General features: G+C 42.8%; 21 protein-coding genes. 7 read left to right on the forward strand and 14 right to left on the reverse strand.

Features of this window, described 5'->3' with window-relative positions:
* Positions 1-96: 96 nt before the first annotated feature.
* Positions 97-744: an LON peptidase substrate-binding domain-containing protein gene (locus ACM0OX_RS12090; protein WP_414515074.1), complete on the forward strand. Its 648-nt coding sequence runs from the start codon at positions 97-99 to the stop codon at positions 742-744.
* Positions 745-884: 140 nt separating this feature from the next.
* Here the strand turns inward: ACM0OX_RS12090 and pheA are convergent, their stop codons facing one another.
* Positions 885-1,760 carry a prephenate dehydratase gene (gene pheA, locus ACM0OX_RS12095; protein WP_414515075.1) on the reverse strand — a complete coding sequence of 292 codons (876 nt, stop codon included), beginning with the start codon at positions 1,758-1,760 and terminating at the stop codon, positions 885-887.
* 467 nt (positions 1,761-2,227) lie between these two features.
* Here pheA and ACM0OX_RS12100 point away from each other — a divergent pair, with 467 nt between their 5' ends.
* Positions 2,228-2,815 carry a DUF1997 domain-containing protein gene (locus ACM0OX_RS12100; RefSeq protein WP_414515076.1) on the forward strand — a complete coding sequence of 196 codons (588 nt, stop codon included), beginning with the start codon at positions 2,228-2,230 and terminating at the stop codon, positions 2,813-2,815.
* 132 nt (positions 2,816-2,947) lie between these two features.
* Here the strand turns inward: ACM0OX_RS12100 and ACM0OX_RS12105 are convergent, their stop codons facing one another.
* The 4 genes from ACM0OX_RS12105 to ACM0OX_RS12120 form a co-directional block, all read right to left on the reverse strand.
* Entirely contained in the window at positions 2,948-3,604 is a 657-nt protein-coding gene (locus tag ACM0OX_RS12105) for a ribonuclease HII (RefSeq protein WP_414515077.1), read from the reverse strand.
* A gap of 8 nt (positions 3,605-3,612) precedes the next feature.
* Positions 3,613-5,754, reverse strand: coding sequence for an Rne/Rng family ribonuclease (locus ACM0OX_RS12110; protein ID WP_414515079.1), 2,142 nt, complete (start codon positions 5,752-5,754; stop codon positions 3,613-3,615).
* Positions 5,755-6,694: 940 nt separating this feature from the next.
* Complete coding sequence (locus ACM0OX_RS12115; protein ID WP_414515081.1) at positions 6,695-9,397, reverse strand: TIGR03960 family B12-binding radical SAM protein; 2,703 nt, start codon at positions 9,395-9,397, stop codon at positions 6,695-6,697.
* Between the two features lie 148 nt (positions 9,398-9,545).
* Positions 9,546-9,875 (reverse strand): STAS domain-containing protein, encoded by a 330-nt coding sequence (locus ACM0OX_RS12120; protein WP_334872143.1) that lies wholly within the window; start codon positions 9,873-9,875, stop codon positions 9,546-9,548.
* Between the two features lie 471 nt (positions 9,876-10,346).
* Here ACM0OX_RS12120 and ACM0OX_RS12125 point away from each other — a divergent pair, with 471 nt between their 5' ends.
* Both ACM0OX_RS12125 and ACM0OX_RS12130 read left to right on the forward strand, forming a co-directional pair.
* Positions 10,347-10,547 (forward strand): hypothetical protein, encoded by a 201-nt coding sequence (locus ACM0OX_RS12125; protein ID WP_094349495.1) that lies wholly within the window; start codon positions 10,347-10,349, stop codon positions 10,545-10,547.
* A gap of 257 nt (positions 10,548-10,804) precedes the next feature.
* Positions 10,805-10,951 carry a hypothetical protein gene (locus ACM0OX_RS12130; protein WP_414515083.1) on the forward strand — a complete coding sequence of 49 codons (147 nt, stop codon included), beginning with the start codon at positions 10,805-10,807 and terminating at the stop codon, positions 10,949-10,951.
* 327 nt (positions 10,952-11,278) lie between these two features.
* On the opposite strand, the gene ACM0OX_RS12135 is transcribed toward ACM0OX_RS12130, so the two are convergent.
* Positions 11,279-11,644 (reverse strand): hypothetical protein, encoded by a 366-nt coding sequence (locus tag ACM0OX_RS12135; RefSeq protein WP_414515113.1) that lies wholly within the window; start codon positions 11,642-11,644, stop codon positions 11,279-11,281.
* A 295-nt stretch (positions 11,645-11,939) separates the two neighbouring features.
* Here ACM0OX_RS12135 and clpS point away from each other — a divergent pair, with 295 nt between their 5' ends.
* The 3 genes from clpS (at position 11,940) to ACM0OX_RS12150 (ending at position 13,753) form a co-directional block, all read left to right on the forward strand.
* Positions 11,940-12,221 carry an ATP-dependent Clp protease adapter ClpS gene (gene clpS, locus ACM0OX_RS12140; protein WP_012410249.1) on the forward strand — a complete coding sequence of 94 codons (282 nt, stop codon included), beginning with the start codon at positions 11,940-11,942 and terminating at the stop codon, positions 12,219-12,221.
* Between the two features lie 149 nt (positions 12,222-12,370).
* Positions 12,371-13,192: a lysostaphin resistance A-like protein gene (locus ACM0OX_RS12145; RefSeq protein WP_414515084.1), complete on the forward strand. Its 822-nt coding sequence runs from the start codon at positions 12,371-12,373 to the stop codon at positions 13,190-13,192.
* 15 nt (positions 13,193-13,207) lie between these two features.
* Positions 13,208-13,753 (forward strand): hypothetical protein, encoded by a 546-nt coding sequence (locus tag ACM0OX_RS12150; RefSeq protein ID WP_414515085.1) that lies wholly within the window; start codon positions 13,208-13,210, stop codon positions 13,751-13,753.
* Between the two features lie 34 nt (positions 13,754-13,787).
* On the opposite strand, the gene ACM0OX_RS12155 is transcribed toward ACM0OX_RS12150, so the two are convergent.
* The 8 genes from ACM0OX_RS12155 to ACM0OX_RS12190 all read right to left on the reverse strand — a co-directional run bounded on the left by ACM0OX_RS12155 (position 13,788) and on the right by ACM0OX_RS12190 (position 17,683).
* Positions 13,788-13,910: a hypothetical protein gene (locus ACM0OX_RS12155; RefSeq protein WP_414515086.1), complete on the reverse strand. Its 123-nt coding sequence runs from the start codon at positions 13,908-13,910 to the stop codon at positions 13,788-13,790.
* Between the two features lie 4 nt (positions 13,911-13,914).
* Complete coding sequence (locus ACM0OX_RS12160; RefSeq protein WP_414515087.1) at positions 13,915-14,436, reverse strand: IS630 family transposase; 522 nt, start codon at positions 14,434-14,436, stop codon at positions 13,915-13,917.
* Positions 14,437-14,477: 41 nt separating this feature from the next.
* Positions 14,478-14,750, reverse strand: a complete 273-nt coding sequence (locus ACM0OX_RS12165; protein ID WP_414515089.1) for a winged helix-turn-helix domain-containing protein — start codon at positions 14,748-14,750, stop codon at positions 14,478-14,480.
* An 84-nt stretch (positions 14,751-14,834) separates the two neighbouring features.
* The gene (locus tag ACM0OX_RS12170; RefSeq protein ID WP_414515090.1) at positions 14,835-14,990 is read right to left on the reverse strand and encodes a hypothetical protein; all 156 of its coding nucleotides are present in this window, start codon (positions 14,988-14,990) and stop codon (positions 14,835-14,837) included.
* 24 nt (positions 14,991-15,014) lie between these two features.
* Positions 15,015-15,347, reverse strand: a complete 333-nt coding sequence (locus ACM0OX_RS12175; protein ID WP_414515091.1) for a type II toxin-antitoxin system VapC family toxin — start codon at positions 15,345-15,347, stop codon at positions 15,015-15,017.
* Entirely contained in the window at positions 15,347-15,580 is a 234-nt protein-coding gene (locus ACM0OX_RS12180; RefSeq protein ID WP_334779451.1) for a hypothetical protein, read from the reverse strand. The genes ACM0OX_RS12175 and ACM0OX_RS12180 overlap by 1 nt, the downstream gene beginning before the upstream one ends.
* 70 nt (positions 15,581-15,650) lie before the next feature.
* A complete protein-coding gene (locus ACM0OX_RS12185) occupies positions 15,651-16,289 on the reverse strand; it encodes a pentapeptide repeat-containing protein (RefSeq protein ID WP_414515092.1) in 639 nt (212 codons plus the stop codon).
* Positions 16,286-17,683 (reverse strand): DICT sensory domain-containing protein, encoded by a 1,398-nt coding sequence (locus ACM0OX_RS12190; protein WP_414515093.1) that lies wholly within the window; start codon positions 17,681-17,683, stop codon positions 16,286-16,288. Before ACM0OX_RS12190 ends, ACM0OX_RS12185 begins: the two co-directional genes overlap by 4 nt.
* Positions 17,684-17,715 lie beyond the last annotated feature (32 nt).

Raw genomic sequence — 17,715 nt, forward strand, 5'->3', positions numbered from 1 at the left:
TTTATTTAGCTAGAAAACAAATGATAGAATGTAGATAAAGTACGGGAAAAGCAGAGAAAAAGAAATTTTAAAGATTAAGTTTATACCAAAGTAACAATGACATCATCTTCTAAAATTGCAGTTCGCGAACTACCTCTGTTCCCGTTACCCGAAGTAGTTCTGTTTCCTACCAGGCCATTACCCCTGCACATATTTGAATTTCGCTACCGAATCATGATGAATACGATTTTGGAGAGCGATCGCAGGTTCGGTGTTTTGATGTTTGATCCAGTCAAAGGTACAATTGCAAACACTGGTTGCTGTGCCGAAATCATTCATCACCAAAGGTTGCCAGACGATCGGATCAAGATGATGACTTTAGGGCAGCAAAGATTTCGTGTCTTAGAGTATGTTCGTGAAAAGCCATACCGTGTTGGCTTAGTTGAATGGATTGAAGACCAAGCACCAACTAAAGATTTGCGACCTTTATCAACTGAAGTAGAACAACTGCTGCGAGATGTGGTGCGTCTGTCAGCCAAATTAACCGAACAAAATATTGAATTGCCAGAAGATTTGCCCGATCTACCAACAGAGTTATCTTATTGGGTAGCCAGTAATCTTTATGGTGTGGCGGCAGAGCAGCAATTATTGTTAGAGATGCAAGATACTGTAACTCGTCTAGAGCGAGAAGCTGAAATTTTAACTTCTACTCGGAATCACTTGGCGGCTCGCGCTGTTCTCAAAGATACATTTAGTGAAAAGTGAGGAGTTAGGAGTTAGGAGTTAAAAGTGAGGAGTTAGGAAGAAAAAACAAAAATAACAGATCGACAACTTATAATTTATATTTCCTGTCTGATAACTGGTGAATCCTAAATGATAACTCTTAACAAATAACTTCTAACTTTTTAATTAAGGGTGGCTATCGGTAAAACATTGTAAGCGCCAAGAATTTTTAAAATCTCTGTGTGGGTAGTTAATTCTGCTAAAGCAGATTGCATCTGTGCTTCCTTGGCATCTGCTTCTAAATCCATGAAAAACAAGTATTCGCCTAGCGATCGCTTCGTCGGACGAGATTCAATTCGGCTGAGGTTAATCCCTAGTTGAGCAAATATTTGCAAAGGTTTAACTAATGCTCCGGGTGTGTTGGCAGGCATACTAAAAGCCAGCGATGTGTGACTAGCAGGCGCTTTTGTTGCCTGATATCCAGTGTCCATCTCACCCTGACTTACTACCCAAAAACGAGTAAAGTTTTCTAGATTATCGTTGATACCACTAGCAAGTATCGGCAGGTTGTAAAGTTGAGCAGCTCTACTAGAAGCGATCGCTGCTGTTGTTGTCTCTTGCTCCAATCGCTGTAGTGCTTCGGTTGTGGAATTGCTGGGAATAATCTGCACATCTGGGAGAAACCGCTCTAACCATCCCTGACATTGTGCCAAGGCTTGCGGGTGAGAATAAACAGTCTTAATCTTATCTAAATTAGACGCGCAAGAAATTAATGTATGGGCAATGGGTAATACCAAAGCCAACTGAATTCGTAAATTGTCCAACTGCCATAGTGTATCCATTGTTGTAGTCACACTTCCTTCAATAGAATTTTCTACTGGCACAACAGCCAAATGAGCTTGACCATCAGCAACGGCGTACAGTGATTGGGGGATGGTGGGATAGGGGCATAACCTAGCTTCAACTCCCGTACTTTTAGTTAGCCAGTTGACATAAAAAACAGCTGCTTGCTCTGTGTAAGTGCCGGGAGGCCCTAAATGTGCGATCGATAAAGTCATGCTTTTATACCAAGTTGTGAGTTAAATGCAGAAACAGAGATTATGATATTTTGGTTTGGAAAATATATTCAACACCTACTCTACTAAACACTGTTATTTTTAAAATTTACGCACTAAACGCATAGAACGAAATATGTATCCAAGAAAACAAGTGATGGAAATGAGTCTTGTAGTAGATAAGATAGATTTTCTAGCAGTTTTTTGCTAAATCCCTATGAAGATTTAAGAGCAATTATATTGGTTTCTATCCAGACAAATAAGCATATCCTTGATTTTATGTCAAGACTTAAATCCTAATCTATATTTCCTGAACTAAAGATAGAATGAGCGTACCAATTTTTTGCTAATGATGTATAGCTGATAAGCAATAATCATTTTTATAGTCAATAAATTTTGTACTTTTCTAATAATCAGAACTAAGTTGTTAAAAAATATTAAAATTAAGAAACAGATATTTTTATTAGCTCATGGCTACCCGGTTTACTGCCTCCCAATCGGTTGAAATCGCTGTTCCAGAGCAGCCTATTCCCATTCAGCACTACTTGCGTCAGCCTCAACGCCTGGTTAAGGCTTTGGTTGACAATAGTCGGATTCAGCAGCTTTCTGAAGAAGTATTTCGCTTGAAAATGCGTCCGCTAACTTTTATGTCATTCAGTATTCAGCCTACTGTAGACATGAGAGTCTGGGCAGAATCAAATGGAATAATTTATTTGCGATCGCTAAACTGTGAAATTTTAGGTTTCGAGTATATTAACCAGCGCTTTGCTCTCAATTTAGAAGGCTATTTGTCTCCCAAAGAGTTTAGCACTGGCACTCGCCTGCAAGGAAAAGCTGATTTAGAAGTGGTGGTGGATTTCCCACCGCCATTTTCTTTTACTCCTAAGCCGATTTTAGAAACTACTGGCAATGGTTTGCTCAAAAGCGTACTGTTGTCAGTCAAGCAACGGTTATTAAATCAACTTTTGGCAGATTATCGCTACTGGGTGATATCACAAACCAAAGATAGAGGACTTGACAGTGATAGTACTGAATTACCAATCCTGAATGCTGAGTAATTTTTTAACAAACAGAATGCAGAAGCCAGAATTCAAAATTGAATTCTGTAATTAATGGAAGGTCTGTAGCTTGCTTCCCGCAGCGTATCCCCTACTAAACTAATTGATTCTGAATTCTGTATTCTTCTTCAATCACTCAACACTCAGACCTTTGATTTGGCAAGGACGAAAAGACTGACGATGCAGAGGCGACGGCCCATATTGTTGCAAAGCCAGCAAATGCCGCTGGCTACCATAACCCTTGTTACACTCCAGGTTGTACATAGGGTATTTTAATGCTAGACGCATTATCAAATCGTCACGCCAAACCTTAGCGACAATACTAGCAGAGGCAATAGCGAGCGATCGCTCATCTCCTTTAACTATTGTTTGTTGCGGCAATAGCAAATCTTTGATTGACTGATTGCCGTCAATCAAGCAAAGTGCAGGCTGTACCTTTAACTTCAGCACAGCCCGCTTCATTGCTAACAACGTCGCTTGCAAAATATTTATCTTGTCAATTTCGGCAGTAGAAGCAAACCCAATTTTCCAATCTATAGCCAGCGCACAAATTTGCTGCGCTAGCTGAGTTCTCCGAGAACTAGACAACTTTTTACTGTCTTTGATTTTAGCTGCCATCAGTATTGGCAAAGCGCGATCTGGTAGGAGCACTGCTGCCGCCACCACAGGGCCAAATAGAGCGCCTCGCCCTACTTCATCAACACCTGCAACCAACCCTGGAATCCCTAACAAGGTAGAAAACTCCAACCAAGTGGATTGTTCCAAAGGCGTTGGCAATATTTCTACCATAAAGCAAATTAATTATCCTCGATCGCTGAGGAACGGCGACGGCGGCGACGGCTGGCAGTGGCGCTGCTATTAGCTTCATTTTCATCTGCGATCTCATTCGCGGCAGCGGCTTTCGCAGACAAGCGTCCCGAAGGATTCACAGTCAACTCCGATGGTTCAGTTGTCTCTTCGATCGAAGATTTTTGTTCTGGCTCAATAACTTTTGGTGTCGGTATTTTGCTTGCAGTTATTTCAGGTGTTGCCTTTTGGGCAATAGTGATTATTTCAGGTGTTGCTTTTTGGACAATAGGTGATTCTGAGGTTGATTCAATTGGGGTCGTTGGCTGTTGACCGGGCTGAATCACATTAATAATCACAGACTTGGTATTTTTAACCTCTTGCTCTAACTTCACCAAGGGAGATATTCCCATCAAGGCAAATATATCCTGTTCTTGAAGGCTCATTTCTACAGTTCTAATCTCCGGTGGTTCTACCACTGGCTTAACTGGTTCTGCCTTGATAATTTTAGTGCGCTCTACTCTTTCACTCCAGCCTGGTTTGCCAAGGGTGGGCGAGGGAATTTCTGGTGCAACTCCTAGTTCTGGTTCTACATCCAGGTCTAAATCTGGCTCGTTAACAAAAGCCAGGGGATTGGGAACAATTCGAGCTTCATCTTTCCCGTTTAACCCATTGACACCAATTCGACTGCGGCGAGTCCGGGTACGGCGCTTATCATTAAGTTCTTGATAACTAGGATGATTGATCAGATTTAGGTTGCTCAATTCCGAGTCGCCGTCAAATGCTTCCCCAAATCCATCGTATGTCTCTCGTGGTTCCGGGATGCGGGCAGATGGCTGACGTGGTTCTCGGTGAGGCAAGGATACAAAACGTTCGCGCTCTGGTGTCTCTGCCGGTATTGGCAATCGGTTTTCGATTTCTCCAGGCAGACGCACGGTATGTCCTAAACCGCCACAGGTGGGACAAGTTTCACCAAACAATTCATAAATATTTTGACCCTGACGTTTGCGGGTCAGTTCTACTAAACCCAGTTCGGTAAGTTGGGCAATCTGGGGACGAGCTTTGTCTGCTTTGAGTGCTTTATTAAAGTGTTCGAGAACTTGTAGTTGGTCGCGTCGCGATTCCATATCGATAAAATCAACAACGATCACCCCAGCGATATTTCGCAGACGCAACTGGCGAGCGATTTCTGTTGCTGCTTCGCAGTTTGTCCACAAAACTGTTTCTCTAGCTGTTGCCGATCGCGTGAAGGAACCTGAGTTAACATCAATTACGGTTAATGCCTCCGTTGGCTCAATGATAATGTAACCGCCAGAAGGTAGGTCTACCCTTGGTTTCAGGGCTTCTCGAATCGCAGCAGTGATGCGGAAGTACTCTAAAATTGGGGAGCGATCGCGATGATGGTCAATCAACAATCCCTGCGGTGTTTGACCGCCACTCCAATTCTGCAAGTACTGTTTGACGCGCTTCAAACCAGTACTAGAATCGACGACAATTCGATTGACATCCGCGCCGTACATATCCCGCAATACGCGCTGGATAAAGTCATCGTCTCGGTTGAGCAGTGCTGGAGCACGGGTAGAATGGGCTTCCTGCTGAATGGCCTCCCATTGCTTTTGCAGTAACTCCAAGTCTTCCATAATCGCTTCTTCGGGTTTGCCTTCTGCTTCTGTACGCACAAGCAAACCCATTCCCGCCGGCTTAACCAAAATCGCCAGCGCTCGTAAGCGGTTACGCTCACTTTCACTTTTTATCCGTCGGGATAAATTTACGCCTCGACCATAAGGCATCAGTACTACATAGCGTCCAGGTAAGGTGATATTACCCGTGAGCCTGGGTCCTTTTGTCCCCGTTGGCTCTTTCATTACTTGCACCAAAACTTTCTGTTGTGGTGCAAGTAGTTCTGTAATTGCTGCCGCGGTACGCTTCAGCTTTAATGGCCCCAAGTCGGTGACGTGAATAAAACCGTTGCGCTCTGGGTCGCCAATATTGACAAAAGCTGCATCTATCCCAGGCAATACGTTTTCTACTACTCCTAAGTAGATATCACCTATTTGATGATGACCCGTAGCAACAACGAGTTCTTGTATTTGATCTTCAGAAAAAACCGCAGCAATTTGGTGCTGCTCCGCAATGATAATTTGTTTCGGCATTCAATTTCCTCAAAAATTGGCAGCACTTACAGGTTTGAGGTTTGTTGTATCAAGTCCGGTTAGTTACTTAATAATTCAAAACTACCTGCGTCTCCGCCTCAGTTTTAATTACTAGTGTTTTCTCGGTCTGATATTATACTTTCGCTGCCCTCGCAACCCTCAAAAGGCGCTACTGATAATAAAAATCGCAAATCTGAGCTTCTAAGTTAAATAGCTATTGGCGCTCTTAAGAGCGTTTTTACGGCTGATTATTTCAGAACTGCTGCATATCGTTTAAGCAATTAAATCAACCGTCCGTGGTTGATTTGTGATGCAATACCCTCAAATCTTGAGAGTTCTGAGTTGAAAGTTCTAAATCCTGAGTGAGCATTTTAACTCAGGATGCTTTATTTGAGAGTAACCTACTGAATTCGTTAAGAAAAAGAAACTATTTCTATTTTCCATTCCCTGGATTTATCTTAGGGTTATACTCAGCTGCGCCAGTTGCTAAACTGCCTTGAGCCGCTCTAGCCTAAGACAAACAGCACTTTGCGCGTCTCGTGAACGTCTACAACAAGTCGGCATAACCGACAGCAGTTGCTTTAACTCTAAAAAAGTAATGCACTAGCTCTTGGGCACTACCTGGATTAGACATTCAGCAGTTGTTTAAAAGCATGGATTTAGAGAAGCTAACTGAGCCTGCTGTTAGTTACTGATTCACAAGGTAGCTATAGAGAGAGTGTGCATTCTTTAATCTGCTTTTTGTTTGTCTAGGATAAAATCCTAGAAGTTGCACTCTAATATCTTTGCTTTCGCCCCCTGAATATCAGGGTAGTGAACCAGCTAATTCAATGCAGCGCCAGAAAATTTCTCTTCACCCTATTCTAACGCAACCTTGCTAAAAATCAATTCCTGTGAGCTGCCATCTTAGGACAACTACTAGCAAGTTGCCCTACAGGGATTATACCCCTAAAATTAGCCGATTGCGGTGGATGTGCAGGAGTTCAAATTCTACACCAGCCACTGTCTCTAGCATAAACAGGATTTGTTCGGGACGCAACACCAAACCATCCTGGCGATAGCTACCTAGATAACGGATTACAGATGACATAGATTCTGCAACGCTTTTCTGGGTTTCCACTAATTCCAGTTCAAATAAGCGATCGCGCAGATTTATTAACTGGCTTTTACCTGATTTAGTTATTTGCTCGTACCAAAGTTCCTCTTTTGCTTTGATTGTATCAATCCAGTTTTGCCATTGTATGGGTGTTGTTTCTGCAAGTGCTGCTACAGTAATTAAATACTCTGCGGTCTCTAGCAGTTGGGTAGCGGCACTAGCTTTTAAATCTATCTGTTCCACATTATATATAGGTATGTCTGTGGGCATTTCACGAGCCAACTTTCTGAAGAAAGTATCAACTTCCACTGGCACAGTTAACTCAAAATCTGCAATTTCACCGCTGCTAGTAGCTCCTAGAGCCAAAGCAGTTGCTAGAGAAATGCGTGGCATTGGGTGAAACCCACCAGTAAAGGCAATTGGTAAGCTTGCTCGCCGCACAATTCGGTCAAACAGACGGATTAAATCTAGATGGCTCATCAAAGCCATATTACCTTGTTTGCCAAACCAAACTCGCAGTCTTTGCGCCTTAGTTGTGTTGGGAACAAACTCGCCTGCGAATTTTGGGATAGCAGGTGATTCAATCACCACGTTATGCCCAAAATCAGTACCACAGACGCCACAATGAGAACAACCTTCAAAAGAGCAGTCGGGTACAATTGCAGCTTCTAGAGCGCGTTGCAAGTCTTCTTTGAGCCACTTTTTATCAATCCCGGTATCAATATGATCCCAAGGTAGGGGAATATCGAGGGAGTGGGGAGCAATAAGTGAGGAGTTAGGAGTTAGGAGTTGGGTATTTTCTCCATCTTCTTTGCCCTTGGGCGCTTCTGCGTGAAACAAATTCCATTCGCCATTTTCTACTTGGCGGTATTTCCAATCTAAATCGGCTTGGGCGATCGCAGATCCCCAAGCACCAAAAGCTCGATCTAAATTTTCATACCAAGAATCCATACCAGCACCCAATTCCCAGGCAAGGCGGACTACTTTGCTCAAATTGCGATCGCCTCGTCCCACAAAATCTTCCATTGCCGAAATGCGGACATCGGTAAAATTTACCTTCACTGCCTTGATTCGGCGGAATTCTTGCCGCAACAGGTTTTGTTTGCGTTTAAATTCAGCGGTAGAAACTGAGTGCCACTGGAATGGTGTATGGGGCTTGGGCGTAAAGTTAGAAATTGTCAGGTTAAAGTTTAGGGGTTTTCTGCCCTTACCCCGACATTCTCGCTGTAACCAGCTTACTGTTTCGGCAATGCCCAAAACATCAGCATCGGTTTCACCTGGCAAGCCAATCATAAAATACAACTTGATTTTATCCCAGCCTTGCTCCCAAGCGGTTTTCACCCCCCGCAACAATTCTTCATTTGTCAATCCCTTATTCACAATGTCTCGCATCCGCTGAGTACCAGCTTCTGGAGCAAAAGTCAGTCCACCTTGGCGCGTACCTCCAAGGATGTTGGCAATATTCTCATCAAATCTGTCTACCCGTTGGCTTGGTAGAGTCAGAGAAATATTTTCATGTTTTAAGCGATTTTTGATTTCCATCCCCACTGCTGGTAGGGACAAATAATCAGAACAACTCAGAGATAGTAAGGAAAACTCATTGTAACCAGTTGCCCGCATACCCTGTTCAATTGCTTCTACAACCCGATCGGGTTCTACATCCCGTGCTGGTCGAGTCAGCATTCCTGGTTGACAGAAGCGACAGCCACGAGTGCAACCACGCCGAATCTCAATGGTCAAGCGGTCATGCACTGTTTCTACGTAGGGAACCAAACCAATAGAATATGCTGGTATGGGAGTTGCAACCCGTCGCAGAATTCGTTTTGGTACGTCTGGGCGCAGAGGGTGAACTGAGCCATCCTCTGCCATATCGTAAAACTGAGGCACATATACGCCTGGTATCTGTGCCAAATCCAGTAACAGATTTTCCCGACTTAATCCTGCTTGTTTGCCTTCTTCTAATACCAAACCAATTTCTGGCAGCAGTTCTTCTCCATCTCCAAGGGCGATAAAGTCGAAGAAGTCAGCATAAGGCTCAGGATTTGATGTCGCTGTTTGCCCGCCAGCGAAAATCAACGGAAAGGCTGACTGGGTATCGGTAGATTCTCTGCCTCCCTGCTCCTCTGCTCCTTTGCTTCCCTGCCTCTCTCGCCACGTCAAGGGAATTCCTGCCAAATCCAACATTTCGAGGATATTAGTTGCACCCAGTTCGTAACTGAGGCTAAAGCCTAAAATGTCAAATTCTATCAGAGGTCGCTTTGACTCTACCGCAAACAATGGCGTATTAGTTTCGCGTAGTTTGGCTGCCAGGTCTTTTCCTGGGAGGTAGGCGCGATCGCACAATTGACGCGGTTGGACATTCAAGACGTTATAAAGGATGATGTGCCCTAAATTAGATGCACCGACTTCATATACTTCTGGGTAGGTTAAAACCCAACGTATTCCTGCCGTATCCCAAGGTTTGTGTACTGCTAACAGCTCGTTACCCAGGTAACGTGCTGGCTTTAAAATATCCGACGTTATTAATTTTTCAACTGCAACAACCACTGTGCTATCTTCTAGCTACCTTAATTACAGCTACCTAAACCCAACATTAGCATTGAATTAGGTCTTCTAACAGATTTTATCGTTGCAACTTACAACTCCTTTACATAAAGTCCACTTATTGCCTCAACCTTTATGCTTTTACATAAAGTTATGTTTGGGCCAATTTGGCTTCAGCGTCTAATATTTCAAATACCCTATCGAGTTGCGTCAGTTCAAAAATCATTCTAATTTGTGGGGCAACAGCGCTAAGTTGGCAACTTCTTCCTAAAGTAAGAGCCAGCTTGTGTGTAGATAACAATGCCATCAACCCCGCGCTGTCTAACGATTCTACTGCTGCGAGGTCTACTACCAAGGTGGAAATACCATTTTGCGCCAACGCTGTAGCCATATCTCGTTCAAATTCCAGAGCGTTTGCAGCATTTAAGCACCCTTGGGGGCGAATAACTGCAATTTTGGGATAGTTAAGCACTGCCTGCATAGTTACATCCTATTAAGAATTTTGAAGCGTCAAGCTAAGGATTATTTGAACATAAACTCTATTTTGTTGCATCGACCATACGTCTTAGCTCTCTTTGCTGAATCTTTATTGCTTTAGTATGTCTGTTTAAAGATTGTTATAATTCCAGGTTAAAATGTGTTTATATATACTTTTTTTTTATGTCACTTCAAAAACAATCAACTATAGACGGCCATAGAGCAGACAAATTATCAGTAACTATGCTGAGAAAGCTTGCTTAGTCTATAACTAAAGCTAATTTAGCCAAGTCTTAACGTTAGGTTAAATCTCGCACTTTAGCGTTGCTGATGGCATACGGCAAAGTCATAGTGAATTATCTATCTAACTAATTAAATTGTGATATATATCACTACTAAGTTAGTATTTGGATCACTCTTTATACTGAGGCTGATCTGGGATGATTAGTGTCATATTACAGTTGGGTTATTACTTATGAGAACTCAGTACGCTATTCGTAAATTGGTAGAAAAAGCTCTTGACATTAAAAAACTAACTCCTGAGATAGAGAATGAAATCAACTCAGAACTGACAGAACTGGGTTACATTTCTGATGTTGATTACGAAGCCCTAGAATTATTAATGGCAGAGATGGATGCTGGACGAATCCAGTTGGTTCCTAGTCTGGGATTTTAGACGCTCTCTACGTTCCCTGCGGGATGCTACGCAAACGCGCAGCTTGTGGCAGACAGGAGTTGTGTGTAGCTTGCTTCTCAAGAATACGAGGACTCCCTAACGTAATTCGTAATTAAATTTAGCAGGGAGATACAAGGGCGATATGATTGCTAGTCTTTTTCTATGAGGTTGATTATTTAAATAGTTAAGGTGGCGTAAACTGTGCTATGGAACATCTACATTGCGTATTCGTAGTCAATCTTCATACAGTTCGCTAAATGCCTAAAACAATTCCTCCCAATCTGTTTGCTGAATTTGTCCACAAGCGGAATGAACTCGTTGCTAAGGGAGTTGATATCATCAATATGGCTACTGGCGAGCCAGATAAACTACACTTCTCGTCACATCCTTCAGGTGATGCATGAGGCGATTGACGATGCTGCTAATCACAATTATCCACTTTACGAAGGTACGAAAAAATTTCTGGTGCGAAGGATGCAGCAATCGAATTTCACAGTCTTCAACGCATGAAAAATGCTGGTATTCGCTACAGTTGAGAAAGAGACTGGGAATTAGGGACACAACTCTTGGAGAGAGTGCGCCAACCAGCAGCGGTAGTTGAATCTCGACTTCGCTCGATTTCCGCGCAGCGATGCACTGAGCGCAGTCGTTGTGTCGAAACTCAGTGCATCGCTGGGGACTGGGAAGACAAGAGGGACAAGGAAGAATTATTCAAGAAGTCTCTATGTTGTCTAATCCCCAATGCCCAACCCCTCTTGATATGCTTGCCAAAGTTGGTGAATAAACTGATTGAGTTGTTGCTTTGCGACTGAATCAGGTTCAGTTTTTGGTTCTTTCGCTAAAAGTTGGCTCAAGAAAGTAATTACTTCTGTGTCTAATGCTGGGCGAAATAAATTGGCAGGCCAAAGTAAGTCAGATGCGTCTCGCAAATCGGTAATTAGAGGTGATTCTTCTATAAAAGTAACCATTAATAAAGGACGCACCCAGCACAACTGGCGGGAAACTACAAATTGAATGACTTCTGCATACAGGTTCCTGTCGCCATACTCTAGAGACACAATTTGTCCCGTTTGAAGAAAATCTAGGCTCATTTCCATCTTGGGCAGGGGCAAGGATTGTTTTGCTTGCAACTTCTTTAATCTTAAAAGTGAAAATGCGCTACGTTTAAGAAAAGCTTCTGTAAGATTAGGGTAGCACTCTTACGGCAGCCATGTCTTAGACGTGTGCCTTATCAAGTGGCTACGCAAAACTAATACAACCAATCCCTGCCAGCAAAGGGTTTTCCTCGCATAGTATCTGAGCAGAAATACTATAGAATAGGTAAATAACTGTTGAGCGATCGCAAAACAGAGACTTTGTTGTAGTGAAGTAACGAGAAAAGAGCAAAGAGCCGTGTCAGTTGAAACTATTCAAAAGCCTTCCACAACCCGCAAGCTCGCGCCTCGGTATCGCGTTTTGCTCCATAACGATGACTACAACTCTATGGAGCATGTTGTACAGTCACTAATAGCCACTGTACCAAGCCTTACCCAACCCCAAGCTGTGAGCATCATGATGGAAGCCCATACTAACGGGCTAGCTTTAGTCATTACTTGCGCCCTGGAACACGCTGAGTTTTATTGCGAAACATTGATAAGTCACGGTTTAAGTAGCACGATTGAACCTGATGAATAGTCAAATAATTCGTAATTCGTAATTCGTAATTAAAACAGAGTACAGTAACCTGCACTGAATTTCTAATTTAGTGGACAACAAGATAGTGGAAAGTCCAGAGCTAAGACTGATTGTAATTATGGATTACGAATTATTTTGACTTATTTAGTATGAAAGAAAACCTTGTCCGTTTAGCTGAACGCCCTGCCCCTATTAGGCTGGGTGCTTTTATTTTGACTTTATTGTTGCTATGGTTGCCATTGGCTACACCAATATACTTACTAGTGCATGATTCAAACTTAGAAAGTATATTGACATTGGTCTTGTTATATGCAGTATTTATTTTTCTCCTGAGACTATGGGGTAAATATGTCTACCAACAGCCCCAAATTCTGCGGCATTATGGCTTAGAATTCACGCGGCAAAACGGTGTGGATTTATTGCGTGGCTTGGCTCTGGGGATAATTAATATTCTGATACTTTTTGGGGTAGAAAGTTTGTTGGGTTGGTTGGTGTGGGAACAACCGAAAATTTTTTTGGTGAAAGTTATTTTAGAGGGTTTACTTGTTGGCTTAGGTGTTGGATTTGCTGAGGAATTGTTATTCCGAGGCTGGTTGCTAGATGAATTACAACGAGATTACAGTCTGCGTGTGGCACTGTGGACAGATGCAACTGCCTTTGCTACATTGCACTTTATTAAACCCTTGGAGGCAATTATTCATACACTGCCACAATTTCCAGCTTTAGTACTGCTGGGATTAACGCAAGTATGGGGAAAGCGTTGGCGGAGAGGACGCTTGGGTTTTCCAATTGGTTTACATGGTGGTTTAGTTTGGGGTTACTACATTATTAATGTGGGTAAATTAGTGAAATATTCTGGCCAAGTTCCTGATTGGGTAACTGGTGTGAATAATAATCCCCTACAAGGAGTGATGGGAGTGTTGTTAATGAGTGTACTAGCTTTGGGGATACGGGGAAGGACTGAGCGATGAGCGATCGCGTCATATATGAAAATAAAAATATTAATCGTATCAGCTTATTTTTTAGTACTAATTATTTCACTAAGCTTCCTTTTGGCTGGCTGTGAGAATAAAGACGAAAATAAGGCAATGGATGAAAAGATATCAAAACTTGAGAAAGAAGCAGAAAAGCATCTTGTATATAAGATTCAGGAGCAACAGAGCTACTTCTCCAAACACAAAACCTTTTTTAAACCTCCTGATGAACGAGGAACTAATTCTGGTTACTTTCCACCAATTTTCGGAACACAAATTTGTTATGGTTACTATACTGAGATAAATGCTGACGTTCTCTCTAAGACAACTATTGATGCTGTTTATAGCTATGCCGTTCAAGACTATTGTAATGGAAAGTGGGGCTTTGAGCTTAAGTCCTATGTTGGAGCAGTCTTTGCTGTTCCCATTACTGGAGATAAACAACTGAAAACGCTAAGTATTGTTTGTAAAAGCGTTGAAAGTTTTGCCCCACCCTCTCAACCAGAATACATAAACGGTGTAGTAAAATGCCCCAATAAGACAACGAAAGTATATTAACGATTTAACTGCTCATAAATCGCAAGTACGAATGTCACCAAATGGTATTAACACTAGATAGTTGAATTTTGCTATCTCGACTAATCACTGGTACTCCTAGATATAAGGCTGTAGCAGCAATAATGCGATCGGGTAAATCTGGTACTTGTGATACCAATTCTTTATGAAGCTGCGCTAAATAAGGCTTCAAGGATAAAGTCGTAAGAAGTGAGAGAGGCAATTATTTCAGGTGTAATTTCTTTGAGGACATCAGTTAACTTGTGCTGTAGTTGTGTGAGGTTTTTACAATTTTCCCATTGGAGTTTAGATTTGAGAAATTCCCAAAAACGCTCAATTGGGTTGAGTTCGGGAGAGTGAGGAGGTTGAAAAATAGGGATAATGTTATCTGGATAATCGAGAGCCTTCGCTTTGTGAAAAGCTCCTTGGTCGAACTGGATAACCGCGATATCATCACCAAGGTCAACAGACAGCAACTCTAAAAAGTTTTGAAAACAATCACCATTGAGGTAGGGGAACTCATAGAAAAAGCTGTATCCATTTAGGGGTTCTACAACTCCGTATAAATAAAAATTTTCACGCTGCCATTGGCTTAAACCTACAGGTTTTACTCCTCTAGCTGTAATTAAACGTCCTGCAATTGTCTTTAATCCTAAACGTGTTTCATCCTGACACAAGTACCTCAATCGTTTCCCATCTCCAAACTCCTCCTGCAAGAATTTGAATGCTAAAGGAAGTTTTTTTTAAAGTGAGATAGGCTTTCTGGGTGTTGTTTGGTGCTTTGAGGACGAGGCACTTTCAACTTCGCACCCAAACGCTTGCGAACAATTTCATACACTGTTTTGTAGGCAAGTGAAAGTCCTAATTCGCTCTTGAGCCATTGTTGAATTTGACCATAGCTTTTAAACCCAGATGGCTCATGCAACCGCTTTTTCAAGCGTTCTAAGTCTGAACCACTGATACTCGGAACTTTTCCGGGTGCATGTTTGACTTCAAGCAAACCCCTTCGTCCTTCATCTTTATACTTTCTCACCCAACGAGTTATGGTTGCTTCATCACGCCCTAAACGTTCTGCCAGCGTAGTTTACCGCCGTAGGCATCGCCTGCTATTTACTTGACCACTTTTGAGCCAATAGAGCATTTGCAATCTTTCCTTGCTGCTTGCCCCTGTGGCATGTCTGAGAGCTTTTTCCAATTCTTCAAGGCTTTCTGAAATCTCGATTTGGAATGGACGACTCATAACAAAATTACTAAATGCACCCATCTATAAGTTTGACGTAGTTTGGCGCATCTTCATACAGAATTGGTATGAGCGATTCACTAAGCGCAAAGCTTCAGCTATGTGCCTATTAAAAGAAACTTCTAGCAGTACAGCATCACTTGTGTCAACAGATGCAAGCAGGCGTTCAAGTGTTAGTGGAGAAATACGCCCTTTCTCACTCAAGTAGACAATTTCGGCTAGCGTAATGGAGGAGAAAGCAACTTGATTTCCAGAAGATGCTATTTGGGCTATAGTATTTTGGGCAGTTGTTGATAATCGTGAATCGCCAAAAATATACCAAATGACTGCGTGAGTGTCAGCTACAGCACGCAGCATCAAATATCCTCCCGTGGAAAGTTAGCCCATTCTTCACTACGGGCTACATCAATTTCCTCTGTGGAAGGTGCGTTTCCTAAATCAGCACAGAGTCCCCATAAGGATTGTCGGGGAAAGTTAGAGAGTTTATCTGTTAACTCGCGTTCTATATCAGGAGCAATTTGCTGGATCAAACGTACTTTGTCCACAGTTGAAAGCTGCTTTGCTAGTCTGATAACTTCTTTTAGGCTCACAAATTTTCACCTGCTTCATCTGCAAAAATTTTAACAATAGCCAAGTATACTGGGCTTTTTGGTGCAATCTTTACGCAAGCGTCTCAACCACTGTCCCCACCAAACACGCTTTATTCAAATTAACACCGCTCAAATTTGCACCTTCTAACTCTGCACAGAGTAAATTCGCTCCTGTCAAATTCGCCCCTGCTAAATTCGCCCCCCGCAAGTCAGCTTCTTCCAGGTTTGCTTCACTCAACAAAGCCCCTTGCAAATCGGCGCGACTCAAGTCTGCACCTTTGAGATTTGTCCCAGTCAGGTTTGTACCGCGCAAGTCAGCACCGCGCAAATCAACGCCTTGCAAATTCACATTCATCAAATTGGCACCGCTCAAGAAAGCACCCACCAATGACACATCACTGAGCCTCGCTCCCATTAAGTTAGCACCACGCAAATTACTACCTCGCAAGTCAGCGCCTGTTAAATCTGCTTGCATCAAGTTTGCTCCCATCAGGTTCGCCCGTAAGTCAGTTTCTTGGAGGTTGGCTCCCATCAAATTTGCCCCCTCCAAATGTCCACCTTCGAGTTTAGAACCAGCAAAATTAGTGCCGACAAGGGTAGCGCCAGCAAGATTAATCCGGCTTAAATCCAGTCGGGAGAGTTCCTCGTCTTCTAAATTTGCCCCTGGAAGTTGTTTGAGTTTTCCTAATCTAATGGCTTCAATATTCATGTAAAGTAACTACCAATTTCTTCACTGATCTTGCTGTGGCTATCCCATTGGGAATCAAGTATCCAGATGCCGGCGCTGAATTTGGGTGTCATCAAGGGTAAGTCAAGTCCCTGTTGTAAACCCATTACTAATAAAGCTAGGGTATCTACAAGTTTAGGGTCAAAACGGGTAGATTGTTGCTGTCTGCACTCGTCTAAAGCTTGAGTAAATATCTGTTCCCGGCTTTGATTTGACGATTTTCGCTGATTGAGTCGCCACTGAAAGTCTGCTAATAATGCCAAAATTCTCGACTCTAAGGGAATTTCATCTCCAGCTAAACCTGCTGGTTCCCCTGTGCCATTCCACCACTCGCTTTGGTGAGTGATAATTTGGGCAACTGCTCGTAATCTTGGCATAGTTCGCAATACTTGCGCCCCTGCTACTAAGGGACAAGTTAAGGGAGAACTGGGAGCATCTTCTTGGTAGCGTGTGGATATACCGCCTGTGAGTACGCTTTCTGCTTTTTGTAATGGATCTATGCGATGTAACAAAGCCGCTAGCCGCAACCTCTTAATCTGCCATGCGGGAAGATCCAAAAGCTGGGCGATCGCTTCAGCAAGAACTACTATTTCCGCAGCCGCCATTGGATTGTTGACATCAGCCATATCCATCAGTTGCGCCATTCGCAAAAAGGCTTGGATTTCGTTAGAAACCAAGTTGCGATCTAGGGTTTGTTTCTGAAGGGCTGTGGGGATGGATAAATTATCTTGTCCAGTCTGGAGATAATCTACTACACGGGAGACAACTGCACCTAAATTTTGGGATCTATCAATTGACGGTACAATTTGTTCTTTATCGGCTGTGAGTTTTTCTGCCAGTTCTGGGTTGTATTTTTTGATGTGAGCGATCGCTATTTCTGCTGTCTCTCGCACTAACTCTGGCTCAAATGTCCACAAACCATAGAATTTGCGCTCTAAGTCTGATGTCGGTACTCCAGCACTGCCATAATCAGCGTCTGATAATTCTTGACAAATTACCATTGCTGTGTATTTGGGCGATAAAATAATTAAGTGCCACTCTTGCGCCACTGGATCGTCTGCATCTAATCCTACTAAGTCTACATTGGGTAGCTGGCTGGTAGGATGTTCAGCAAAGCCAGATTCAGCAGCTGCCATGATGGCAATTTGGCAACTACATTGGGCGATGTCTGCATATCGCCCGGCTTCTTGTAGATACCATTTACCTTGTTGGAAGGCTGCGATGACTAAGGGTGTACCGTCATCGGTTAAAATATGGTCTTCTAAAGCGTGGCACAGGGCAACTAAGGTATTTTTGTAGTAAACACCGAATCGAATTGGCCTGGTGGTATGGCGATGAGCTGCTTCCAGCTGTTGTAGAATTGAACCTTCTAACATGGGATTTGGTAAAAATAACCGCAGAGGCACTG

This window comes from Nostoc sp. PCC 9305 (assembly GCF_963920915.1).
GTDB lineage: Bacteria > Cyanobacteriota > Cyanobacteriia > Cyanobacteriales > Nostocaceae > Nostoc.